Below are 24820 nucleotides of genomic sequence, written 5' to 3'. Positions count from 1 at the left end.
AAAGACTTTTGTATTTATCTGTAAAACTGCAAATGTAACGAAAATAAAGCTATGAATATTGTGCCTGGATAAAGCTTAAAGCTGATATTTGATAAAAAAAGCGAAGTTATATTTTGGGAAGAAAATAAAACAAAAAAGACTTACAATAATGTAAGTCTTTTTGCTCCTCCTCTTGGGCTCGAACCAAGGACCCTCTGATTAACAGTCAGATGCTCTAACCAACTGAGCTAAGGAGGAATGTTCCTCTTTTAGAGTGGTGCAAAGATAATATGAAAAATAATATCAAGCAAATTTTTTTTAACCAAAATCACCTGAAAAGTGCTATCAGATTATATTTCAGTAAATTAAATTTTAAAATAATTTGAAACAGGAAAGTATTAAAATCAAAAAAGACCTACAGTAATGTAAGTCTTTTTTGCTCCTCCTCTTGGGCTCGAACCAAGGACCCTCTGATTAACAGTCAGATGCTCTAACCAACTGAGCTAAGGAGGAATGTTCCTCTTTTAGAGTGGTGCAAATATAGTACTGATATTTAAACCACGCAAGTTTTTTATTTATTTTTTTAAATATTTTTAAAATTTATTGGTAATAATTTTAAAAATGTCTGCTCCAAAAATCAGTAACATCAAGCCTAACAGGAAGATAACACCAACCATCTGAGCGTTTTCTAATATCTTTTGTGGAACAGGTTTACCAACAATCATTTCATATAAAGTGAAAATAACGTGACCACCATCTAATCCTGGAATCGGAATTAAGTTTAAGAAAGCCAACCAAACAGAGAACATTGCTGTAAAACTCCAAAAAGCCGTCCAGTCGATCGATACGCTTCCGTCTTTTGCTTTATCAACAGGCATATTTTTGATGATAGCTAATGGACCACCCACTTTTTTATAACCCTGAACTTTTTTGTTAAAGATTAATTTAAATTGCTTTACCTGATATGTTAAACTCTCAATACTTCTCGTGAAACCTCTTCCGATAGATTCTCCAAAAGTAAAATGCTTAGTTATATAATATGTTTTTAATCTTTTGTCGATATAAGAAGCCAATCCTAAAGTACCTTCTTTAGATACCGATAAAACAAGCGGTTGAATTGCTCCATCTCTCATTACATCTACTTTTAAATCTTTTCCGGCACTGTTTCTTACAGTTTCCTGAAATTCATCATAATAAGAAATTTTCTTTCCATCTACTGCAACAACTTGGTCACCAACTTTTAATCCAGCTTGTAGCGTTTTAGGATTGTAGATAGAGTCGATTACCGCAGGAAATCTTGGCGTAAGAAATGCTCTAGGATTTTCATCTTTGAAAGCCATCGCTTTACCATCGTCATTCGTTGGGAATGTAACTTCTTTTCCGCTTCTTAAAACAGTAATCTCATCGCTTAATAGAACGTCTAAAGCCAATTTATCAAAATTATTCTGAGTTTTCCCGTCTACTTTTAAAATTTTATCTCCATCCTGGAAACCCATTCCTTTAGCAACACTTGTATAATTCATTGGAGCATCAACTTTCGCTGTATCAAAAGAAGTTTCACCATTGAAAAATGAAAGACATCCGTAGATCAACCAAGCAAGGAAGAAATTTACCGTAACTCCACCCAACATGATGATCAATCTCTGCCAAGCTGGTTTCGCTCTGAATTCCCAAGGTTGTGCAGGTTGCTTCAATTGCTCGGTATCCATACTTTCGTCAACCATTCCGGCAATTTTCACATAACCTCCGAAAGGAAGCCATCCGATACCGTATTCTGTTTCACCAATTTTCTTTTTAACTAGAGAAAAATAGGGGTCGAAGAAAAGATAAAACTTTTCTACTTTGGTTTTAAAATACTTTGCGGGTAAGAAATGCCCAAGCTCGTGAAGAATTACTAAGATAGAGATGCTTAATATAAATTGAAAGATCTTAATTGCTAATTCCATTAATTGTTTTTAGATTTTAATTTGCAAAGGTAACAATTATCAAAAGGATGCCAAACAAAAAAGCTCCTCTAAATGAGAAGCTTTGTCATATATTGTGGCTGATTTTTAAAAATTGAAAGAAACTCCTAAACTTCCATTATTCCCAACTTCTGCAAAAACACCAACTTTTTCTGTAAAGAAATATCTTGCGCCAATGTGAGCTCCAATACCGAAATCTCTGCCAAGAACTCCAAGATCAACTCCGGGATAAATATCAAGCTTTTCAGGCAATTCTAAAGCTTCCTTTAGATGAAAATTAACTCTTCCAAATATAAAAACTCTATTATCATCATTATTATCTTTATATCCGTCAAAATAAGCATTTGCCCCGGCTCCGACAGATATTAACTGGTTTAAACCATAGTCGTAAGTCGCGGTAATTCCCGTTCCATAACCCCATGCATTGAATCCTAAATTAACTTTCTGATCCCCTTTTCCGGTGTAGGCTTGTGCGCTGACCGCCACTCCGGCAAAAACCATCAACATAAAAACCAATTTCTTCATAGATTTTAATTTTAAATTATTACTAATCACAATTTGCAGCAAATATAAAACCGAAACCATTTAAAAACTGTAATTTTATGCAAGTTTTGAATTTGGAATATGAAATCGCCATGTTTATTTTTAAATCATAGATGTAATTTTAAAAGGGCGATTCCATACGGCAATTAAAAAAAATAGAAATCTGCGTATGAAAATTATAGGATTAAATCAGGATATTATCTGGAAAAATAAAATCGAGAACTTTCAGTTGATTGAAAATCAGCTACAAAATCAAGAGGCAGATTTATTTCTTTTGCCGGAAATGTTTTCTACAGGTTTTTGTATGGATGCTGCTGAAGTTTCAGATAAAAATGAAGAATCGCTGGAATTTTTAAAGAAAATTTCAAAAGAGAAAAATACAGCCTTCTCAGGAAGCGCTTCTGTAAAAGTTGGTGATCAGTTTTTTAACAGAATGTATTTCGTGAAGCCAGATTCTGAAGTAATATTTTACGATAAAAGACATTTGTTTTCCTTTTCAGGCGAAGATAAAATCTATACTCCAGGAAATGACAGAGTCATCGTAGAATATCTTGGAATTCGTTTTCTGTTACAGGTTTGCTATGATTTGAGATTTCCAGTTTTCGCAAGGAACAATGACGATTATGATGCTATTTTATACGTTGCCAACTGGCCGGAAAAAAGAGTCGGAGCATGGGAACATTTATTGAAAGCTCGAGCAATTGAAAATCTATCGTATGTTTTTGGCTTAAACAGAATCGGAACAGATGGAAATGATCTTTTTTACCAGGAAAGTTCACATTGTTTTTTTGCTGATGGTAAAGAAATTTCTCAGAAAAATGAAAATTTAGTTTCAGCCGAATTAAATTTGGAAGATCTTAAAGATTTCAGAAATCATTTTCAGTTTTTGAATGATCGGGATGTTTTTGAAATAAAATAATTTTTTTTAAAAACTTTAATTATTCAAAGCTTCTTTTCGCTTTCTTAATTTCCTCAATGCTTTTCTACCCAAGATTACAATAATAATTACAGTTGCAATTGCCAAAAAAGCTGCGATTACCGGAGCAACCATTGCTAAAGTTGCCATAATTCCGGCTCCTGCAGTTTCTGTAGTTCCAACGACAGGATTTCCAAGTCCACCAGTTGTCGCTGTGGAAGCCGCGCGAATTCCTGCAAATCCAGAACTGATTGTTGCCGCAGTTCCTCCTCCTGCAATTAAAGCCAATCCCCATTGTGGAAATGTTCCTAAATCTGCAAACTGACTTGCAAAAAGTACAGAACCCGCAATCGTCGCCATCGGAACAGAAACAGTATCGAGCAAATGATCTACAATCGGAATATAATAAGCTAAAATTTCTGCTAAAGTGGCAATTCCTGTAGTAATTAATGCAGGAAGACCAGAAAGCCATTCAAAACTTTCATGAGTGGGAATCCATTGGAAATAAGACGCTAAACTCACCGCAAACATCGGTAAAAAAACTCTGAAACCTGTTGCAGCAGCAAGTCCAATACCAATAAATGCGCTTAAAACATACGGAAGATAGGGAATTTGATCTAACATAAGTCATCAATTGTTTGCTTAAAGCTACAAAAAATATAAACACCTAAAGTTCAAATTTCTAAATACGATTTCACCTGATGAGAGTGATTAGTTTCGGCTCCTTCGGAGCCGAAACTTTGTAGAAAGTAATGAAAAATGAAAATTGCGCTCCGTAGGAGCGCAACCTTTTATAATTGATAAATTGTAATCTTTTATGATTTCTTCTGAGACTGACATAATTTAATAAACTCAGCCTCCACATCCTGAAATTTCTCAGGAAGTTCATTCGAAACCCAAAACAGCATAGCAATTGTTTTATCGCCAAAACTCGTTTTAAAAAGATCTTTATTCAAGCGGTAACATTCTCTTAAAAGCCTTTTCACACGGTTTCTGTACACTGCTTTTTTAAAATACCTTTTAGAAACCGAAACTCCTAGTTTTACATTTTCATTTTGTAGATCCGGATGATTTTTAAGAATGATAATGCGCAAATTTCCACAACTCCTCCACTTACCTTTTGCAAAAAGTAAAGTGATCTCATTCTCTTTTTTGAGTTTTTCTTCTTTCGGATATTTAAATTCAGACATTAATCTTTCTTCAGTAAGTGATTGATAACCTCCGAAGCTGCATACAATCCAAAAATTGCAGGAAGAAAACTGATGGTTCCATAAAAAGATCTTTTATAATTGCTTCCGTCAGTCATTTTCAAGCTATCTTCATCCTGAATTTCATCTGAAAACACACAACGAATTCCTTTATCTATTTTTTCTTTTTTCAACCTTTTTCTTACTTCTCTCGCAAGATGACAATGCTGGGTTTTGCTGATATCACGAACGATAACTTTAGACGGATCAGATTTTCCGCCCGCTCCCATCGAGCTTACAATTTTTATTTTTCTGCGTCTTGCAGCAATAATTAAGGATACTTTCGGAGTAACACTATCAATACAATCTAATATGTAATGAAAATTTCCACCGTCTAGAATTTCCGCCATTCTTTCAGGGTTCAAAAACTCATTGACTTTTACCAGCTCAAGATTCGGGTTAATATCCATCAATCTTTCTGAAACAACATCTACTTTATGCTTTCCTACAGTAGAATGCAGGGCAGGAAGCTGTCTGTTAATATTTGTAATATCTACAGTATCGCCATCTACAATCGTCATCTTTCCGACACCGGCTCTCGCTAAAAACTCAGCTGCAAAAGAACCTACTCCACCTAAACCTACAACCAGAACAGCGGCTTTGTTTAATTTTTCAACACCTGCTTCTTTTATCAATAATTCTGTTCTTTCAAGCCAAACTTTATCCATGCTGAATCGTTTCTAAATTTTCTGAAATTTGTTCGTTAAGTCTTTCTAAAGAAATCCCTTTTAATTTTGAAACCCTTATATATAATTCTTCGATATTAAAATCTTCATTATCGGTTTCCAAAAACATTTTATCTAAAGGAATTGTCTTTAAAACATTCTGCAAAGATAGATTATACAAAACAGGTTTTCCAAAACTCAAATAAAATTTATTTTTAAGTAAGTCATTTGCAATGTTCTGTTTTTTGTTAAAACCATGAATAATCATCGGTTGATTTGCCATCTTCCTGAAAGAAATCACTTCGTAGAATTTTCTTACACAATGAATAATCAAAGGTTTTTGAAACTCATTAGAAATTTCAATTTGCCTTTTAAAAACTTGTTCCTGTATTTTTTGTTCGTTAGAAATCAATCCGTCGAGACCACATTCACCAATCGCAAAACAATTTTCAGTAATATTAGAATTTAACCAATCATATTGACTCTCAATATTTTCCAATTGAATATCTTGAGGATGAATTCCTATTGAATATAGAAATTCTGGTGGAGCTTCACCATATTCCAGATTGTAAATCCCTTTACTTATATTTTTCTTATGATGATGAAAATCAAAAAATTCCATATTCAAAAATACTACAATTACCGTAAGATTGAAAATTATTAAACATCTGTTTACAGATATGTTAAAAAGTCTTAACTTTACTAAAAACCTAGTCATGGGAAAAAAGTTTTCTGAGAAGCAAATTCACATTCTTGATATTGCCGAAGAACTCATCGCCAAGAAAGGATATGAGGGAACATCTGTACGAGATATTAGCACAAAAGCCAATATCAATGTCGCAATGATTTCTTATTATTTTGGCTCTAAAGAAAAGATGATGTCTTATCTATATCAGTATAGAGTATTAAAAACAAGAGAGAATTTTTCTGAATTTGCAGACACCATAAAAGACGGCAGACCCGAAATGCAGATGAAGGAAATGATCAAATATATTGTCAGCCAGCTTTTCAGATATAACTATTTTCATGGTTTTGTCACTCAGGAACTTCGTCATACAGAGAATCTCAAAGACGAGTTACTGGATTTTTATCAGCTTTTTGTAAGAAAATTAGATGAAGTCATCAAAAAAGGGGTTACTTCAGGAGCTTTCACATTTACACCAAAACCAGAGGATATCCTTACCACAATACTTGGTTCTACCTTGTTTGTCATCAGAAATAAAAATTTCTACGAGCTGTATGTTCCTCACAAAGATGACGAATCTTACACCAAAGAAGCAGAAAAAAAGGTGAGAATGAATCTCTTAATGAATATTTTTGCTGTTTTGGGATACGCCGCAGACTAATTTTACGTTAAATAATCATAAAAAAAAATCTTTTAGCAAAAAAGTTATATTTTTGCAAATTAATAGGTCGGTAAACCCGAAAACTGTTACATTTTATATGAAAAAGTATATTTTAGGTATTTTCGCCATTGCTGTTTTGGCATCGTGCAAAAGTCAGCAGGAAAAAGCGTTGAGAAGTGCAGACAAAAACTTTATTCTTAAAGCTGCAAACGAAAATTTTGCTAAAAAGAAGTGGAAAAATGCATTGGCACTTTATGACAGACTTCCAAATTTGGTTGCAGGTACAGATGATGCGCCAAATGTGGTTTTCAATTCTGCGTATGCCAATTATTACGATAAAAACTACAGACTGGCTGGAAATCAGTTTAAAAACTTTTCGGTAAGTTTCCCTCAGGATAACAGAAAAGAAGAAGCTGCTTATATGTCTGCATTGTGTTACTACAACGGCTCTATGGATTATAACCTAGATCAGTCGAGTACAGAATTGGCTATTAATGAGCTTCAGGAGTTTTTGAATGCATATCCTAATTCTGAAAGATCAAAAAACATCAATACAATGATTGATGAGCTTTCTTATAAATTGGAATTCAAAGCTTATGAAAATGCCAAACAATATTTCAAAATGGCAGACTACAAAGCTTCAGTTACCACTTTTGAAAATGTTCTGGATGATTTTCCAAGTACAAAGCTTCGTCCGAAAATCTATGATTATATGATGAAGTCGCGTTATTCTTTAGCTTTAGGATCAAATTATGATTTAAAAGGAGAGCGTATTGAAAGCGCTTTGGCTTTTACAAGACAGGTTGAAAAAGAACTTCCGAATACAGAATATTCTAAAACAGCTCTTGACTTAAGAGAAAAACTTGAAAAAGAGAAAAAAGATTTTGTTGTCGCTAAAAAACAAATGGAAGAAAAAATTGCAGTACTTACAGCAAAACAAAAAAAGATTGCCGATAAGCTTGCAGAACAGAATAAAACAGAGCAGCAAATAAAAGAACAAATCGCTAACGAGAAGAAAGCAATGCAAATTCAGAGGGACAGTGCAGCGTTACAGACACCTCCTCCTGCGGCGACTTTCAAAATCCAAAGATAATTCGTAAATTTGCCACCTTATAAATAAAATAATTTTCTCAAAATGAGCGTAAAAGATACAAAAGCAGAAGTAAATACTATTACTTACGATAAAGATAAGATTGAAGATAAAGTAGGTTCAATCTATGAAGCTATTGTGATCATGGGGAAAAGAGCAGAGCAGATCAATGCAGAAATCCGTACTGAATTACACAATAAATTAGACGAATTTGCTGTTCACAACTCTACTTTGGAAGAAGTTTTTGAAAACAGAGAGCAAATCGAAATTTCAAAACATTACGAAAAACTTCCGAAGCCAACATCTATTGCTATCCAAGAATGGTTAGACGGTGATGTATATTTCAGAAAGACTGAAGAAAGAAAATAATAAATTTTATTTTTATAAAATATAAAATCATAGAAGATTCGTTTCTTCTATGATTTTTGTTGTTTGTATATATCAATTCTGTTTAAATTCTCAATTGCAGATAAAATGCTGATCATTAAGATAAAGACATTCTTGAAAAAATCAGTAAATTAGTCCTTTAAAAAAATCTACATGAGTATTTCCGGGAAAAAGATTCTCATTGCCGTTTCTGGTGGAATAGCTGCCTATAAAATTCATTTTCTCATTAGAGATTTGGTAAAAAAAGGCGCCGAAGTTCAGGTAATTATGTCTCCTGATGCAGAACATTTTGTGACCAAACTGAGTCTTTCCACGCTTTCAAAAAATCCTGTTTATACAGAATTTTACAGCGACAACGGAACCTGGAACAGTCATGTTGAAATGGCACTTTGGGCAGATGTAATGATTGTTGCGCCTTGTACAGCAAATACTTTGGCAAAAATGATTCACGGGATTTGTGATAATTTGTTGATTGCGACATATATGTCTGCAAAATGCCCGGTTTTCATTGCTCCTGCAATGGATTTGGATATGTATCAACATCCTTCAACTAAAAACAATCTGAAACTTGCCGAAAAATTTGGTCACACTGTAATTCCTGCAGAAAGTGGCGAACTGGCAAGTGGTTTAGTCGGCCAGGGAAGAATGGCAGAACCAGAAACGATTGTAAAAACTATTGAAGAGTTTTTTAATTCAGATCAAAAAAAATATTTGCAAGGAAAAACGGTTTTAATTACTGCCGGACCAACTTATGAAGCCATTGATCCTGTTCGTTTTATAGGAAATCATTCTTCAGGAAAAATGGGGTTTTCTTTGGCTGAAGAAGCTGCAAAAAGAGGAGCAAAAGTAATTTTGATTTCAGGACCAAGTTCTTTGAAACCTAAACATCAAAATATCGAGTTACACAGAATTACATCAGCAAAAGAAATGCTCGATAAAGTTTTCGAATATTATGATACCATCGATATAGGAATCGCAAGTGCCGCAGTTGCAGACTACGCTCCGAAAGTAGTGGCCTCGGAAAAAATTAAAAAAAACGAAGACACTTTCACAATAGAACTCATCAAAAATCCAGATATTCTGAAAACGATGGGTGATAAAAAAGCGCACCAGTTTTTAGTTGGATTTGCTTTGGAAACTCAGAACGAAGAAGAAAATGCAAAAGGAAAACTGGCAAAGAAAAATCTAGATATGATTGTTCTGAATTCACTTCGTGACGAAGGTGCAGGTTTTAAAAATGACACCAATAAAATAAAGATATTTACCAAAACAGAGAAAATGGAATTTGATTTAAAATCAAAAGAAAATGTCGCTAAAGATATTCTCGATTGTATTGAAGCTCAGTTTTTAAAATAAATGTTATAAATTTCCGTTTTCAACTTTTAATTTGTCAAATGAAAAAAATAATCATACTCTTTTTTCTGATTGTATTCAATTTTGGGGTTTCTCAGGAACTTCTGGCTACAGTTAATGTAAATTCTCAGCAATTGGGCGGAAGTAACACACAGGCTTATAAAGCTTTGGAGAAAAGTCTCAGAGATTTCATCAACAACACAAGCTGGACAGGGAAAAGACTTCAGAATTTTGAAAAAATAAAATCAAATTTCTCGATTGTTCTCAGCGAGAGAGATGGAAACAGATTTAAAGGAATTTTAGTTGTTCAGGCGGTTCGTCCTGTATTTAGCAGCTCATACGAATCTCCACTTTTAAATCTTCAGGACACCAGATTTGCTTTCGAATATGCTGAAAACGAAAATCTTATCTTCAACGAAAGACAATTTTCGGGAAAAAACTTAATCGATGTGATCAGCTTTTATGTTTACCTTATTTTAGGCTACGATGCAGACAGTTTTCAGTCGATGGGTGGAACTCAGTGGTTTTCTAAAGCGCAACAGATTGCCCAAAACTCACAAAATAGAAATTATGAAGGCTGGAATCAGATTAATGAACCCAAGAGCCGTTCTATTTTAATTGGTGAGATTCTTAATCCGAATATGAGCCAACTTCGTTCTACGATTTATACTTACCACAGAGCTGGTTTAGACGGGTTGTTTAATCAGGACCAAACACAGGCTAAGAAAATTATTTTTGATGCTTTAATGCAGCTTAAAACCTACGAAAACTCTTTCCAGCAGAATTATTTCTTCAATCTTTTTATGGATAATAAAGCAGATGAGATATTCAATATTTTCAATTCCGGAAATAACGGAGCTGTAAACATCGGTACGTTGAAGCAACAGATGATTATTTTCTCTCCAAAGAACACAGAATCCAGATGGAATAAGTGGAAGTAACAGGCATAATTCTTGAATTCTGACTTGTAAATTTTATATTTGCACTAACAAACGTAATCTGATTCTGATCTATGCTTTCAAGAATTTACATTAAAAATTTTGCCCTTATTGATGCTCTCGAAGTATCTTTAAAAAATGGTTTACAGGTAATTACCGGTGAAACTGGTGCGGGTAAATCGATTATTCTCGGTGCTCTCCGATTGGTTTTGGGTGAAAGAGCAGATATAAAATCAATTTCAAAAACTGAGGAAAAAAGTATCGTTGAGACAGAGTTTGAACTGAACAATCAGTTTAAAAAATTCTTTATTGAAAATGATCTCGATTATGAGCATCAGACAATTATCAGACGAGAAATTTTGCCTTCAGGAAAATCCAGAGCGTTCATCAATGATGTTCCGGTAACTTTGGATATCTTGAAAGAACTGACTTCTCAGTTGATTGATATTCATTCTCAGTTTGAAACCTCAAATCTTTTTACGTCAGAATATCAGTTTAAAATCATCGACGGACTTTCGGATAACAAAAACCTGATTGAAAATTACCAACAGGATTTTTATGAATTCCAGACTTTAAAAACTCAGCTTAAAAAGTTTCAGACTCAGCTTTCAGAAAACACCAAAGAAAGTGATTATAAGCAATTTCTTTTGAGCGAGCTGGAAGATATGAAAATGGATGATGTAAATTATCCAGACCTGCAAAATCAGCTTTCTATGCAGGAAAATGCAGGAATGATTTCAGAAAATCTGGGACAACTTTTATCCAGATTTCATCAAGAAGAAATAGGAATTCTTTCCTTTTTTAATGAAGCAAAATCTAAACTTTCTAAAATTGCAGAAGTTTCGACCAACTTTGCAGAGCTTAACGAAAGATTTGAAACTTCTTTTGTAGAAATCAAGGATATCCTTTCTGAATTGGAAGACGAAGCCGACAGAATTGAAATTAATCCTGAAACTTTAGCCCAGCTTTTAGAATTTAACAATAAAATAAACACCCTTTTTCTAAAACATAATGTTTCTGATATTGAAGATTTAAAAGAAATCAGAGATCAGCTTTCAGGCGAACAGAAAGGAACGGCAGAAATTGAAGCGTACATCGCACAAATTCTTGAAAACATTTCTAAAAAAGAAAAATCTCTGGAATCTTTAAGCCAGAAACTTTCGAAAAACAGAAAAAAAAGCATTCCTGTTTTCATTAAAAAAGCAGAAGATTTACTTAAAAAACTAGGACTTGAAAAAGCAAAAGTTGATATTGAAATCAGTGATGCTTTAGAATACAACCAGTTTGGTAAAGAGAATATTCAGTTGTTATTTCAGGCAAATTCAGGGTTTCCGTTAAAGCCTATTCAGACAGCCATTTCAGGTGGCGAAAGATCCCGTGTAATGCTTGCTGTCAAGAAAATCATTGCTGAAAGCGATGAACTTCCGACTTTGATTTTAGATGAAATCGACACCGGAGTTTCAGGAAAAGTAGCCGAAGAAATTGGAAACCTGATGCGCGAAATGTCTGAAGATATGCAGCTGATCGTTATCTCTCATTTAGCACAGGTTGCTGCAAAAGGAAATGATAATTATAAAGTTGTAAAACAGGATATTAACGGAAAAACTCAGTCAACGATTATCCCTCTCAACGACGAAGAAAAACTGAACGAAATTGCACAGCTTCTTTCCGGAAGCAAAATTACCGAAGCGGCATTAACGCAGGCAAAAGAATTAATTGGATAAGAAATTGTTGATGGTTTGATAGTTGTCAGTTGATGGTTTAAATTTAAAATAATCTCAATTGCTGTTCTTTAGTTCCTGTAAAACCTTCGGTAGAAAGTTTCGGAAATTCTTTCCCATCAAAAAACTTTTTTCTTCCGATTTTGAAAGTATTATGAATCATTTCCGCAATATTTCCACTGCCTCTTTGTCTTTCAAAATATCTTTTGTCTCCTAAATTTCCGCCACGCATAGAACGGATTAAGTTTAAAACCTTCTGCGCTCTGTCCGGAAACTGAGCTTCAATCCATTTTACAAAAACAGGTTCTACCGTATCATTCAGTCTTACCAAAGTATAACCAAAACTCTGAGCTCCTGCTTCAGAAATTGTTTTTAAAATATTCAAAGGTTCATCACTATTCAGCCCTGGAATAATAGGAGCAACCATAACATTAACCGGAATATTATTTTCAGAAAGTAATTCTATCGCTTTTAGTTTATTATTTGTCGAACTAGTTCGAGGCTCCATTTTTCTACGCAAATCTTCATTGATTGTCGGAATGCTCAATGATACAGAAACTAAATTTTGCTCAGCCATTGGTTTCAGAATATCTATATCACGAAGAACCAATGCGTTTTTTGTCAAAACATTTACGGGATGCCTGTAATCAAGACAAACTTGCAGAAGTTGTCTGGTAATTTCAAATTGTCTTTCGGCGGGTTGATAACAATCGGTATTTCCCGACATTAAAATGGGTGCCGGTTTATAACCTCTTTTTTTGAAAAATTTTTCTAATAATTCCGGAGCATTTTTCTTGACCATTATTTTTCTTTCAAAATCAATTCCGGCGCTGTAACCCCAATATTCGTGTGTTGGTCTAGCAAAACAATAAGAACATCCATGTTCACAACCCTGATAAGGATTCATGGAATATTCCATCGGTAAATCTTCACTTTTCACCTGATTGACAATGGTTTTAGGAAAAACCTCTGTAAAAGACGTTTTGACTAATTCGAAATCTTCATCTTCAGGCTCAAAAGTAAATCTGTCGAAACGGTTGATTACATTTCGCTGAGCTCCTTGTCCTTTTATGATATTTTCGTTCTGCATTTCTGATGTAAAATTATAAACCTTTCATTCTAAAATAATAAATTTTAACATTAAAGTTTTCCACAAAAAAAATCCAACACCAATAAAATTGGATGCCGGATTTAAAAAAATCTATATCTATTTACTACTTCTTACTTTAATGCGAAAAACTCGATACCATGATCGTCTTCAACATTTTTTTTATCAAAATGTCTGTGATGATCAGAATAGTACTCGTTATATTTTTTATGTTTTTTACCTAAAATTTTCTTTACGCTTAAAAAACTTAATACTGCCAAAAGACCTACTCCTCCTGCCAGTAAAACTCCTACTTCTTTTTTCATGTTTTTTACGATTTTGTATTGTGTTATATCAAATAGTGTACCTTTTTATATTTCTGAAACAACAAATTTTGTTAATATCTAAAGGAATTTGGTTAAAGCTGAATTAAAATAAACCTGCGCAATTATGGTTTAATAATTGTAGTAAACAATGAAAATATTATTATGGAACATTCAGAAAACAATGACCAAATGACAACCCTGAGTCAGGTCATGGAAACCTTGAGAAAAAGGGGAATTCATAAAGAATTCCGAATGAACGAGCAATGCCAAATGAAATATGACAACTCTGAAAAAAATTATCTTCCCGAAGAATTATCAATTCTGAAAACTTATCGTTTCGAAGGCGACAGTAATCCGGATGATAATGTTGCTTTGTATGTATTGCAGGATAATGAGCAAAATTTAGGAATTATCATTGATTCTTATGGCGCAGAAAGTAATTATCCAGGAGAGGAATTTGACACCTTCCTTCGTGCTATTCCGATTCAGGAGAGCGACGAATATTAAATCAAACTTAATCAATATATAAAAATCCCGAAATTATTCAGTTTCGGGATTTTCTTTTTTCTTAAATATTTTTTTGAATAAGCCTTTCTTTTCTTTTGGCGTTTCAGGTTTCTTTTCCTCTTTTGGCATATTGGTTTTAGGTGAAGCCAGTTCTTTAGAAATATCTTCCTTTGCCTGTTTCACAGATTTTTTCACGTCTTTCACGCTACTCTTCACATCTTTCACTGTATTTACAGCTCCTTCAACGGTCTTTTTAGTTTTGTCAATGTTTATTCCGATCAACGTTTTCTTTAAACCATCTTCAACACCTTTCCAGAACATATTGAAAAATGATTTTGTAGGATCTCTTTCCACACCTTCTACCACAACCGATTCCGGAAACTTGCCCGAATCTGTTTTAATGAAAATATTGGCAACCGCACTCAAAACTCCTTTTTTCTCTTTGCTGTTTTTATCTAAAATCGAAATTTTAAGATCTTTATGTTTAATATTAAATGTTCCTCCAATTCCTTTCGGATTTCCTTTAAAATTAAAAAGCATCTGCTGAATCGTTCCCGTTGCCGAAACACTTAGATAAGGCACGACAAATGAGTTTAAAGCCGTCGCAGGAATATTGTCCAAATTACCCGCAATTGTAAAACGATCTCCCTGATCAGCCGTATTGAAACCCCAATTCACAGAGAGCGGTGAAGATTTCATAAACATACAGTCGATTTTGATCTGTACATTAGTGGGTTTTCCTTTCATTTTAGCAGAGTTCAGGTTTTTTACATTCATATTAAAATTACTGAATGTCAGTTTTCCTGGTCCGCTGCTTTTTGGGGTATCTTCTTCGTATTCTAAAATAGAATTTTTTAGATTTAAATTACTGACATACATCGGAACTTTAATCGATCTCAACATTCTTGAATACAAAGGTTTTATTTTCGGATCATCTGCCGGAATTTTACTTCTGAAAATATTGGCATTGGCAGAATTTACCGTGACATTACTTGCATTAATAAATTTATTTTCAGAAAATAAATCCCAGTTTCCCTGTGCTGAAATACTATTTACTTTAATATCATACAAATCACTTTCCACAGGAATCATTCTGATAAACTGAGCTCTGGAAACCAAAGGTGTCATCGCAAATTGATTAATGTCAATTTTATTTTTATTTAAAGCTAAAGCAGCAACGTTCATTTTATAGAACTTTGTTTTGTATACAAAATTTTTGGTTGAAAGCGCATAATCTTTCACTTTTACCGCCATTCCGTTTTTGGCAGTATTTTCTACCAACTCAAGCTGATTAACAATTGCATTGAGATCGTTAAAAGTTAAAGGCTGATTTTTGCTTTCGTAAGTAATATTTGAATTTTTAACTGAAATTTTTCTTACCACAATTGGAAACTGAATTCCTGTGACTGCTTCTTTTTTCTTCGGAACAGCATTTCCTGCAGTAATTTTACCGTTAATTCCATCAATCAGAACATCTTTAACGTCGAGATTTAATTTCTTATCAACAAATTTGAAATCATTGATGGCAAACTGAACCAGATTTGTTTTAAAATCCATTCCCATTTTGGGTGAACTGGTATGTTTTGCTACAATGTTTCTGATTTGCCCGCCTTTCGGATTTAGATTAAAACTTTCAACAGAAATATTTTGCTGATCATTGTAATGAATTCCTTTTCCTGAAATTTTAAAATCTTTATAAAGTACAGGAATCACTTCTTTTGAACTTTCTTTGGTAAGCTCTAATTTATTGATATTAACATTTAAATCTTCCGCAAAAAACAAATCAGATTCATCAGCTTTTACAACCTGAACTTTAGCATGATTCAGTTGAATATCATCTAAATTAAGCTCAAAATTCCGTTTCTTTTCAACTTTTTTAACAGCAGAAACTCCTGTTTTATAAACTTTTATAAAAGGATTTTGAAAGTCTGCATTTGCTAATGAAACTTTATTTTTTTTCAGAACAATATCCTTAAAATTCATTTTAGGAATACTGAACTGAAACATTTGCGTTTTTTTAGGATAAGTTTTTTTAAACTGTTCAAATGAAATATTCGGCATTAACTGAAAGTTTTCAACAGACATTTGCCCGTTTGCAGTAGCAACTTTATCAATTTTTAAAGTATAAATATCATTCGGCTGAAAGAAAAAATTTTTTCCTCGAATACTGTAGCGATCAAAAACGACAGGAAGTTTATTTTCTACCGATTCTTCAGTCATCTGAAGATTTTCAACATATAAATCAAGCTCATCTACGCTTACGAATTTCTGTTTGGTATATTTAAAAACATTGATTGTTCCTTTATTAATTCTGATATTTTCAAAATTGACAGGATTTCTTTTTTTACCCGTTTTCTGATCTTTTGGTTTGGCAAGAATAATATTAAGATTCGGTTTTGAAAGCAGTAAATCTGATGAGCTTATTGTTTTATTAAACAATGCGTCATAAATTCCGAAACGACTGATTTTTAAAGTGTCAATTGTTCCCTGAAGTCCAATAACATTCGTGTTTTTCGGATCTTTATTGTTGACGGTAATTCCGGTTGCAAAAATATTTCCGGTTCCCAAATCTACATCCAGCGATTTGTACGAAACTTTGTAAGCCGTATTTTTTTTGATATAATCAGGAAGTTGGGTTTTAAGCCAGATATTAAGTCCGAAATTGGCAATCAGAACAAGCCCGAAAACAATTCCCAGACCTATCAAAAGCTTTTTAACCCAAGGTTTCTTCATTATTATACATTTAAATACAGTCGATTAATTTTTTACAGTCAGCTCAATCACATATCCTTCATGACCTCTTACATTCATAAAATTTCCACCTTCAAAACTCAGATATTGTCCTTTAATACCGTTTAATACCGCAGTAAACTCAGGCTTTTTATCTAAAGTGAATGAAGCAACTTTTTCAGGTTTTGAAAATGGATAATCAAACTTCCACATTTCTTCACCTTCAGAATAGAATTTCTGAAAATCATCAGGAAAATATTCTCTTATTTTCTGCTGAAAATCTATTAAATCCACCTCGTCCTCAAAATCATCCTGCAGCATTTTTCTCCAGTTGGTTTTATCGGCAAGATGTTCTTTTAGGGCAACTTCTATCATTCCGGCTTCGTATCGGTTTTCTGTTCTCGCAATCGGTAAAGCAAATGTTGCGCCTTGATCGATCCATCGTGTCGGAATTTGTGTATTTCTCGTGACTCCCACTTTTACATCTCCTGTATAAGCTAGATATACGGTATGCGGCTGCAATTGGATTTGTTTTTCTACTTCCAAATCTCTTTCGCCAATTCCTAAATGCGCTGTAGAAAGTTCCGGACGAATAATTGTGTCACTCGCATAAGGACTTTCAAAAAAGCAACTTTTACAAAATCCCATTCTGTAAATTGTTTTATTCATTCCACAATTCACACACTGAAAACCTGTATGTTTTATCGTTAATTCTTTACCAAACAATTCATTCATATGAATAAGATCACCTGAAAGATTAAGATAATATTGGATAGGTTGATCATTGAAAGTTGTCATTTTTAAAATTTGCCCTTGAAACTGCATGTTAAATAATTTAAAAGTAAAAGTACAAAAACAAGAAACATTCACATCATCGTTTTTGAATGCTTTTCTTTAATTTCAATCCTCATTTTATTTAGCTTTAAATATTATCAATTTATTAAAGGAAAGAACTTCTTAAATTTATACTTTTGTGTAACTAAAACACTCAGATGACATATCTCGTAACAGGAGGAAGCGGATTTATTGGTTCTCATTTAATAGAAAAATTATTGAAAGAAGGACATTCTGTCATAAACATTGACAATTTTGATGATTTTTATGATTATAAGATAAAAATTAAAAATACTTTAGCTTCTCTTGAAAAAAATATTGATTTTGAATTTTCTGAAAAAGAAAACGATATTCAAAATTTAATTTCTATTTCAAAATCAGAATCTTACACTATATATTTCCAAGATATCCGAGACAAAAATGGTTTAGAGAAAATATTTCAAAATCATCCGATTGATTTAATCATCCATTTGGCAGCTCTTGCCGGAGTACGTCCTTCTATTGAAAGACCTTTAGAATATGAAGAGGTCAATGTACGCGGAACAATGAATCTTTGGGAACTGTGTAATCAATTTAATATTAAAAAGTTTGTTTGCGCTTCATCGTCAAGTGTTTATGGCAACAATGAAAAAACTCCTTTTTCTGAAACCGATAATGTAGACCAACCCATCTCACCCTATGCGGCAACAAAAAAAAGCGGAGAAGTTTTAGGACATGTTTATCACAGTTTATATGGAATAGACATCATTCAGCTTAGGTTTTTTACGGTTTACGGACCAAGGCAAAGACCTGATTTGGCGATTCACAAATTCACAAAACTCATTTCAGAAAATAAAGAAATCCCTTTCTACGGCGATGGAAACACAGCAAGAGATTACACTTATATAGACGACATCATTGATGGAATCTTAAAGTCAGTCGATTACCTGGAGAAAAATTCTGACATCTATGAAATTATCAATTTAGGTGAGAGCGAAGTTGTCACTTTATCTGAAATGTTGTCAGAAATTGAAAAAAATCTCAATAAAACTGCCATCAGAAAAATACTGCCACTACAGCCGGGTGACGTACAGAAAACCAGCGCAGACATTACAAAAGCTAAAAATCTGATTAGTTATAATCCCACCACAAACTTCCAAAATGGCACAAAAAAATTTGTGGAATGGTTTTTGAGAAAATGACATCAACCTACCGCGATTGCACTCATAAAAGCATTTGCAGTAATATATAGACAAAAATTAACAAAAGAATTGAAAATCAAGTCATAAAAAAAGTTTATAATATAAGCTATTTTTATACTTTTGCAAAAAATAATAAATTATGTACTGGACATTAGAATTAGCTTCATATTTAAGCGACGCACCTTGGCCGATGACAAAAGCAGAACTTATCGACTATGCAATAAGAACTGGTGCACCAATGGAAGTGGTAGAAAACCTTCAGGCAATCGAAGATGAAGGAGAAATTTATGATGCTATCGATGAAATTTGGAGCGACTATCCAACAGATGAAGATTATCTTTGGAACGAAGACGAATATTAATGAAAAGCATTTAAGCTTTAGGTGGTATACTTAAAGCTTTTTTAAATATATAATACACACCAAAGCGTGTAATTTTAATATGCTTAAAGCAATAAGCTTTGAGCTTAAATCAAATTCTATGAGTTTTTTAAATAAAGTTCTTAAAGGGTTTTTGGGAGACAAAAAAGCGCAGGACCTAAAGGAAGTAAAAAAAGTTGTAACAAAAATCAAAGCTGTTGAGCCAAGTGTCGGAGAATTATCTGATGATGGTTTGAGAGAAAAAACTGCCGAATTTAAATCTAAAATAAAAGAAGCGACAGCAAGTATCACAGCGCAGATAGAACAAATTAAAGAGCAAATAAAAAACTCTACCAATGTTGATGAGAAAGAAGCGCTTTTTTCTAGAATAGAAGCTTTGAAAAAAGATTCTTACGAGATTGAAGAAAAAGTTCTTTTGCAGGTTCTTCCGGAAGCTTTCGCCTTGATTAAAGAAACATCAAGAAGATGGGCTCAAAATGGAGAAATTCGTGTAACAGCAACAGATTGGGACAGAGAATTGGCTGCTGCCGGAAAAGATTTCATTGAAATCCAAGGAGATCAGGCGGTTTGGAAAAACTCATGGAATGCAGCCGGAACACCAGTAGTTTGGGATATGGTGCATTACGATACGCAGTTTATTGGTGGTATAATCCTTCACAGCGGAAAAATTGCTGAGATGGCAACCGGAGAAGGTAAAACTTTGGTAGGAACACTTCCTATTTACTTAAATGCTCTTCCTGAAAGAGGAGTTCACGTTGTAACAGTGAATGACTATCTTGCAAAAAGAGACTCGGCTTGGATGGGACCTTTGTACCAATTCCACGGAATGGCTATCGACTGTATCGATAATCACCAACCGAACTCAGACGGAAGAAGAAAAGCATACAACTCAGATATTACTTACGGAACCAACAATGAATTTGGTTTCGATTACCTGAGAGATAACATGGTAACTTCACCTACAGAACTGGTACAAAGAGAGCTAAACTTCGCAATCGTGGATGAGGTTGACTCTGTATTGGTAGATGATGCAAGAACTCCATTGATCATTTCTGGTCCGGTTCCTCAAGGAGACAGACAAGAATTTGATCTTTTAAAACCTTCTATCGACAGAATCGTTGAAGTACAGAAAAAAACTGTTTCTGCAATTTTTAATGAAGCTAAAAAATTAATCGCTGCAGGAAATACTAAAGAAGGAGGATTCAAATTGCTTCAGGCTTACAGAGGTCTTCCTAAAAACAGACAATTAATTAAATTCTTATCGGAAAGCGGAAACCGTGCATTGCTTCAAAAAACTGAAGCGCAATACATGCAGGATAACAACCGTGACATGCCGATTGTAGATAAAGACTTATACTTCGTCATTGAGGAAAAGAACAATCAGGTTGATTTGACAGACAAAGGTGTTGAATACATGTCTCAAGGAAACTCTGATGCTAACTTTTTCGTTCTTCCGGACATCGGAACTGAAATCGCTGAAGTAGAAGCTAAAAATTTATCTAAAGAAGAAGAATTTGAAGCTAAAGAAAAGCTTTTTAGTGATTTTGCTGAAAAATCTGAGCGAGTTCACACGATGAGCCAGTTATTGAAAGCGTATACATTATTCGAAAAAGATGATGAATATGTTGTAATTGATGGTGAAGTAAAAATCGTTGACGAGCAGACCGGTCGTATTATGGAAGGTCGTCGTTATTCAGACGGTTTACACCAAGCAATTGAAGCTAAAGAAAGTGTAAAAATCGAAGCAGCGACTCAGACTTTTGCTACAGTTACCCTTCAGAACTATTTCCGTATGTACAACAAACTTGCGGGGATGACAGGTACAGCAGAAACTGAAGCTGGAGAACTTTGGCAGATTTATAAATTAGACGTAGTGGTAATTCCTACCAACCGTCCAATTCAGAGACACGACAAACAAGATTTGGTTTTCAAAACCAACAGAGAAAAATACAACGCAGTAATTGAAGAAATTGAAAACCTAACTTCGGCTGGAAGACCAGTATTGGTAGGTACAACTTCTGTTGAAATTTCACAATTACTTTCAAAAGCACTTCAGCTAAGAAAAATTCAACACCAGGTGTTGAATGCAAAACTTCACAAAAAAGAAGCAGAAATCGTTGCCGGAGCAGGTCAGCCAGGAGTTGTAACAATTGCAACCAATATGGCGGGTCGTGGTACCGATATTAAGCTTTCTAAAGAAGTAAAAGAAGCGGGTGGTTTAGCAATTATCGGAACAGAAAGACACGATTCTAGACGTGTTGACAGACAGTTGAGAGGTAGAGCGGGACGTCAGGGAGATCCGGGAAGTTCGCAATTCTATGTTTCTTTGGAAGACAACTTGATGCGTTTGTTCGGTTCTGAAAGAATCGCTAAAATGATGGACAGAATGGGTCATAAAGAAGGTGAAGTAATTCAGCATTCTATGATCAGTAAATCTATCGAAAGAGCTCAGAAAAAAGTAGAAGAAAACAACTTCGGAACAAGAAAGAGACTTTTGGAGTACGATGACGTAATGAATAAGCAACGTGACGTAATCTACAAAAGAAGAAAGAATGCTTTGTTCGGAGATCACCTAAAGTATGACATTACAAATATGATCTTTGATGTTTCAAATTCTATTGTAAGCAAAGCTAAAGCAACTGGAAATTACAAAGATTTTGAATTTGAAATAATTAAAAACTTCACGATGGAATCTCCGGTTTCTGAAAATGATTTTAAATCAAAACAAATTCCGGAACTTACCAATATCTTGTTCAAAGCAGCTCAGGATGATTATAATATGAAACTGAACTTGCTGAAAGAAAAATCGTTCCCTATTATTGAGAATGTATATCAAAACCAAGGTTCTATGTTTAAAATGATTCAGGTACCTTTTACAGATGGAGTAAAAACTTTAACCATCGTTACAGATCTTAAAGAGGCTCACGATACAAATTGCGACAGTTTAATTAATGATTTTGAAAAGAATATCACTTTATCAATCATTGATGAAAACTGGAAACTTCACCTTCGTGAAATGGATGATTTGAGAAGATCTTCTCAAGGAGCTGTTTACGAACAGAAAGATCCTTTGGTAATTTACAAGCAAGAGTCTTTCCACCTTTTCAGTGAAATGGTAGACAAGATGAATAAAGAAATTATTTCATTCTTATATAGAGGAGAAATTCCCGCATAAGAGACAAATTATAGATTTCACAAAAACCCGCTTCAAATGAGGCGGGTTTTTGCTATTTATAGAACAATACTTATTAAATAAATATGACAAATATCAATCCATTATCTTATTTAGAATAATTAAAAAGAATATATTTGCAAAAAAATTAGGTATTACATGAATAAATTATTGATCTCTGCTTCGTTATTGGCAAGTGTATTTGCTTTTGCACAAGAGAAAAAAGATTCTACAAATTCTAAAAATATAGAAGAAGTAATCATAAGTTCCGTACTTAAGAAAGATTCAGAATACACCAATAAAATGCCACTAAAGGCAATAGAAAATCCACAATTATTTTCTACGGTTGATAAAATATTTTTTGAAAATCAGATGATTTATACCGTAGATGATGCCTACAGAAATGTTACGGGAATTCAAAAAATGTGGAGCGCTACAAACAGAGCAGGTGATGGAGGAGCTTATATTGCTCTAAGAGGTTTTGTATCTAACAACTCTCTTAGAAATGGTTTGGTTGCTCCCGTTACAACGTCTATTGATGCGGTAAATGTTGAAAAGTTAGAAGTTTTAAAAGGACCTTCTGCAACATTATACGGAAGTAATGTTACCTCATACGGTGGAGCTGTTAATAGAGTTACAAAAAAACCTTATGATAGGTTTGGAGGTAGTATATCTTTAACAGGCGGAAGCTACAATTATTACAGAGCACAAGCGGATGTAAATGCACCTCTTACAAAAGATAATAAGCTTTTATTTCGTTTAAATACTGCATATACCAACTCAGGAACTTTCCAAAAGACCGATGCAAAGAATACTTATTTTGCATTTACCCCATCATTGCTTTATAAGGTAAATGACAAATTAGATATTAGCTTAGAATATGAAATGTTTGACACCAGAGCTACACCGGAACAATCATTTTTCTATCTATCAAAAGCTACAACTGGAGTTGATAATGCAAAAGATTTAGAAAAATTAGGTTTAGATTATAAACAATCTTATTTTGGAGACGGAATGTATACCACCTCAAAAGTAAGAAACCTTTTAGGGCAGGTGAATTACAAAATCAATGACAACATTCGTTCATCTACAAATGTAAGTACGGCTTATACATTTTCCGATGGTTACAACCCTTATTTTACGGCATCTTTGAATCCTTTAGACAATCAAATTTATGTAGGAAGAGCAGATCAGTCTACCGATAATAGTAAGAAAACATATTTCCAAGTTCAACAAAATTTCAACTTTGATTATAAATTCGGAAACGACATGCGTAATAGAACTGTTGTTGGGTTTGATTATATGAATATTAAAAACAAATTACAATACCTATATCTTTCACAGGGGTTTTTAGATTCTGTTCCAGCAAACGGATATGATTATGCTGGTACATTTAATTCAAATACTTTAGCCCAGGCTTATCAAAATTTACCTAGCAGTACTTATAATCAGTACGATGAACAAAATACTTACAGTGGTTATATTGCCAATGTATTTACTCCAATTTCAGGTTTAAATATTATGGCAGGTCTTCGTTACGAAAGTAATGAGTTTCAAGGTGGAACATTATGGATAAATACTTTACCGGCCTATAATCAATCTGCATTTTCTCCTAAAGCTGGTGTCGTATATGAAATTATAAAAGATAAATTCTCAGTTTTTGGAAATTATCAAAATAGTTTTAAGAGCAACGGTTACTATATTTCAGATAATACCGGAGCAACAAGTTTATCCGATCCTGAAAGAGCTAATCAGTTTGAAGGAGGTTTCAAAGGAAGTATCTTTAAAGGTAAAGTAAATGCTACTTTAAGCTATTATAACATCAAAGTAAAAAATACAATATTACCAACAACTCAACCAGTATTAGATGGTAGCGGAGTGGCAATTCCGTTTACTTTTGTACAGGATCAGGCTGGAAAATTGAGTAGTGAAGGTGTTGAATTAGAAGTAAATGCTTATTTACTAAAAGGTTTATCTTTAGTAGGAGGTGTAAGCTATAATGATTCAAAATTCATTGAGTCTGCTCCTGAAACAAAAGGAAGAAGACCAGGAACAGCAGGCTCACCTTGGTTGGCAAGTCTATATGCAAGTTACCAGATTCTTGATGGTAAGCTAAAAGGATTAGGTTTTGGTCTTGGAGGAAACTATGCAAACGATCATAGAGAAATCAATAACAATATTATTCAAAACGGTGTTGTTACAGGTGAAAGCATTTTCATTCTTCCAAAATATTTGGTATTAAACGCAAGTGCATTCTATGATACTAAGAAATATAGAATCGGAGTGAAAGTTGACAACTTTACTAATCAACATTATTGGGTAGGATTTACAACTGCAAATCCTCAGCAATTAATCAATGCTTTAGGAAGTTTTACTTACAAATTTTAATTAAATTTTAAAAAAACATCTGCCAAACTGCACCCGTAGTTTGGCAGATTTATTTAGATCAAAAACT

The 24820-nt window shown here is 33.7% G+C and carries 22 protein-coding genes and 2 tRNA genes; 12 read left to right on the top strand and 12 right to left on the bottom strand.

Annotation, left to right across the window (positions count from 1 at the left end; genetic code table 11):
* Positions 1 to 163 precede the first annotated feature (163 nt).
* The 4 genes from FDY99_RS11320 to FDY99_RS11305 form a co-directional block, all read right to left on the bottom strand.
* Positions 164 to 237: transfer RNA gene (locus FDY99_RS11320), tRNA-Asn, on the bottom strand.
* A gap of 181 nt (positions 238 to 418) precedes the next feature.
* A tRNA-Asn gene (locus FDY99_RS11315) sits at positions 419 to 492 on the bottom strand.
* An 80-nt stretch (positions 493 to 572) separates the two neighbouring features.
* Positions 573 to 1925 carry an RIP metalloprotease RseP gene (gene rseP, locus FDY99_RS11310; protein WP_139421540.1) on the bottom strand — a complete coding sequence of 451 codons (1353 nt, stop codon included), beginning with the start codon at positions 1923 to 1925 and terminating at the stop codon, positions 573 to 575.
* Between the two features lie 105 nt (positions 1926 to 2030).
* Complete coding sequence (locus FDY99_RS11305; protein WP_066675442.1) at positions 2031 to 2468, bottom strand: DUF6646 family protein; 438 nt, start codon at positions 2466 to 2468, stop codon at positions 2031 to 2033.
* 187 nt (positions 2469 to 2655) lie between these two features.
* On the opposite strand from FDY99_RS11305, the gene FDY99_RS11300 reads away from it, so the two are divergent.
* Entirely contained in the window at positions 2656 to 3405 is a 750-nt protein-coding gene (locus FDY99_RS11300) for a nitrilase-related carbon-nitrogen hydrolase (protein WP_139421538.1), read from the top strand.
* Between the two features lie 15 nt (positions 3406 to 3420).
* On the opposite strand, the gene FDY99_RS11295 is transcribed toward FDY99_RS11300, so the two are convergent.
* The 4 genes from FDY99_RS11295 to FDY99_RS11280 all read right to left on the bottom strand — a co-directional run bounded on the left by FDY99_RS11295 (position 3421) and on the right by FDY99_RS11280 (position 5936).
* Complete coding sequence (locus tag FDY99_RS11295; protein WP_102978972.1) at positions 3421 to 4026, bottom strand: DUF4126 domain-containing protein; 606 nt, start codon at positions 4024 to 4026, stop codon at positions 3421 to 3423.
* A gap of 191 nt (positions 4027 to 4217) precedes the next feature.
* Positions 4218 to 4592: a ribonuclease P protein component gene (gene rnpA / locus FDY99_RS11290; RefSeq protein WP_139421536.1), complete on the bottom strand. Its 375-nt coding sequence runs from the start codon at positions 4590 to 4592 to the stop codon at positions 4218 to 4220.
* Complete coding sequence (locus FDY99_RS11285; RefSeq protein ID WP_139421534.1) at positions 4592 to 5317, bottom strand: tRNA threonylcarbamoyladenosine dehydratase; 726 nt, start codon at positions 5315 to 5317, stop codon at positions 4592 to 4594. The genes rnpA and FDY99_RS11285 overlap by 1 nt, the downstream gene beginning before the upstream one ends.
* Positions 5310 to 5936, bottom strand: a complete 627-nt coding sequence (locus tag FDY99_RS11280) for a TatD family hydrolase (RefSeq protein WP_139421532.1) — start codon at positions 5934 to 5936, stop codon at positions 5310 to 5312. Before FDY99_RS11280 ends, FDY99_RS11285 begins: the two co-directional genes overlap by 8 nt.
* A 94-nt stretch (positions 5937 to 6030) precedes the next feature.
* Here FDY99_RS11280 and FDY99_RS11275 point away from each other — a divergent pair, with 94 nt between their 5' ends.
* From FDY99_RS11275 to FDY99_RS11250, 6 genes are all read left to right on the top strand, one after another.
* On the top strand, positions 6031 to 6660 hold the full coding sequence (locus FDY99_RS11275; RefSeq protein ID WP_102978975.1) for a TetR/AcrR family transcriptional regulator: 630 nt from the start codon (positions 6031 to 6033) through the stop codon (positions 6658 to 6660).
* A 97-nt stretch (positions 6661 to 6757) separates the two neighbouring features.
* Positions 6758 to 7753 carry an outer membrane protein assembly factor BamD gene (locus FDY99_RS11270; protein WP_139421530.1) on the top strand — a complete coding sequence of 332 codons (996 nt, stop codon included), beginning with the start codon at positions 6758 to 6760 and terminating at the stop codon, positions 7751 to 7753.
* A gap of 42 nt (positions 7754 to 7795) precedes the next feature.
* On the top strand, positions 7796 to 8119 hold the full coding sequence (locus FDY99_RS11265; RefSeq protein ID WP_076561483.1) for a DNA-directed RNA polymerase subunit omega: 324 nt from the start codon (positions 7796 to 7798) through the stop codon (positions 8117 to 8119).
* A 171-nt stretch (positions 8120 to 8290) separates the two neighbouring features.
* On the top strand, positions 8291 to 9493 hold the full coding sequence (gene coaBC, locus FDY99_RS11260) for a bifunctional phosphopantothenoylcysteine decarboxylase/phosphopantothenate--cysteine ligase CoaBC (protein ID WP_139421528.1): 1203 nt from the start codon (positions 8291 to 8293) through the stop codon (positions 9491 to 9493).
* Positions 9494 to 9531: 38 nt separating this feature from the next.
* Entirely contained in the window at positions 9532 to 10431 is a 900-nt protein-coding gene (gene porD / locus FDY99_RS11255) for a type IX secretion system protein PorD (protein WP_139421526.1), read from the top strand.
* A gap of 71 nt (positions 10432 to 10502) precedes the next feature.
* Positions 10503 to 12152, top strand: coding sequence for a DNA repair protein RecN (locus tag FDY99_RS11250; RefSeq protein WP_139421524.1), 1650 nt, complete (start codon positions 10503 to 10505; stop codon positions 12150 to 12152).
* 43 nt (positions 12153 to 12195) lie between these two features.
* Here the strand turns inward: FDY99_RS11250 and FDY99_RS11245 are convergent, their stop codons facing one another.
* Entirely contained in the window at positions 12196 to 13239 is a 1044-nt protein-coding gene (locus FDY99_RS11245) for a PA0069 family radical SAM protein (RefSeq protein WP_102978979.1), read from the bottom strand.
* Between the two features lie 131 nt (positions 13240 to 13370).
* Positions 13371 to 13562 carry a hypothetical protein gene (locus tag FDY99_RS11240; protein WP_102978980.1) on the bottom strand — a complete coding sequence of 64 codons (192 nt, stop codon included), beginning with the start codon at positions 13560 to 13562 and terminating at the stop codon, positions 13371 to 13373.
* A gap of 162 nt (positions 13563 to 13724) precedes the next feature.
* On the opposite strand from FDY99_RS11240, the gene FDY99_RS11235 reads away from it, so the two are divergent.
* Positions 13725 to 14069 carry a hypothetical protein gene (locus FDY99_RS11235; RefSeq protein WP_139421522.1) on the top strand — a complete coding sequence of 115 codons (345 nt, stop codon included), beginning with the start codon at positions 13725 to 13727 and terminating at the stop codon, positions 14067 to 14069.
* A 33-nt stretch (positions 14070 to 14102) separates the two neighbouring features.
* Here the strand turns inward: FDY99_RS11235 and FDY99_RS11230 are convergent, their stop codons facing one another.
* Complete coding sequence (locus tag FDY99_RS11230) at positions 14103 to 16802, bottom strand: AsmA family protein (protein WP_139421520.1); 2700 nt, start codon at positions 16800 to 16802, stop codon at positions 14103 to 14105.
* 24 nt (positions 16803 to 16826) lie between these two features.
* On the bottom strand, positions 16827 to 17624 hold the full coding sequence (locus tag FDY99_RS11225) for a DUF2797 domain-containing protein (protein WP_139421518.1): 798 nt from the start codon (positions 17622 to 17624) through the stop codon (positions 16827 to 16829).
* 167 nt (positions 17625 to 17791) lie between these two features.
* Here FDY99_RS11225 and FDY99_RS11220 point away from each other — a divergent pair, with 167 nt between their 5' ends.
* The 4 genes from FDY99_RS11220 to FDY99_RS11205 all read left to right on the top strand — a co-directional run bounded on the left by FDY99_RS11220 (position 17792) and on the right by FDY99_RS11205 (position 24753).
* Positions 17792 to 18814: a GDP-mannose 4,6-dehydratase gene (locus FDY99_RS11220; RefSeq protein ID WP_139421516.1), complete on the top strand. Its 1023-nt coding sequence runs from the start codon at positions 17792 to 17794 to the stop codon at positions 18812 to 18814.
* A gap of 139 nt (positions 18815 to 18953) precedes the next feature.
* Positions 18954 to 19175 (top strand): DUF2795 domain-containing protein, encoded by a 222-nt coding sequence (locus FDY99_RS11215; RefSeq protein ID WP_027382805.1) that lies wholly within the window; start codon positions 18954 to 18956, stop codon positions 19173 to 19175.
* 118 nt (positions 19176 to 19293) lie between these two features.
* Positions 19294 to 22368, top strand: a complete 3075-nt coding sequence (secA, locus tag FDY99_RS11210; protein WP_139421514.1) for a preprotein translocase subunit SecA — start codon at positions 19294 to 19296, stop codon at positions 22366 to 22368.
* Between the two features lie 156 nt (positions 22369 to 22524).
* On the top strand, positions 22525 to 24753 hold the full coding sequence (locus FDY99_RS11205) for a TonB-dependent siderophore receptor (RefSeq protein WP_139421512.1): 2229 nt from the start codon (positions 22525 to 22527) through the stop codon (positions 24751 to 24753).
* The last annotated feature ends 67 nt before the right edge of the window (positions 24754 to 24820 follow it).

Origin of the sequence: Chryseobacterium mulctrae (genome assembly GCF_006175945.1) — a bacterium.
GTDB lineage: Bacteria > Bacteroidota > Bacteroidia > Flavobacteriales > Weeksellaceae > Chryseobacterium > Chryseobacterium mulctrae.
Note: the sequence above shows the minus strand (reverse complement) of the source record. Positions and strands in the feature narration are given on the sequence as shown.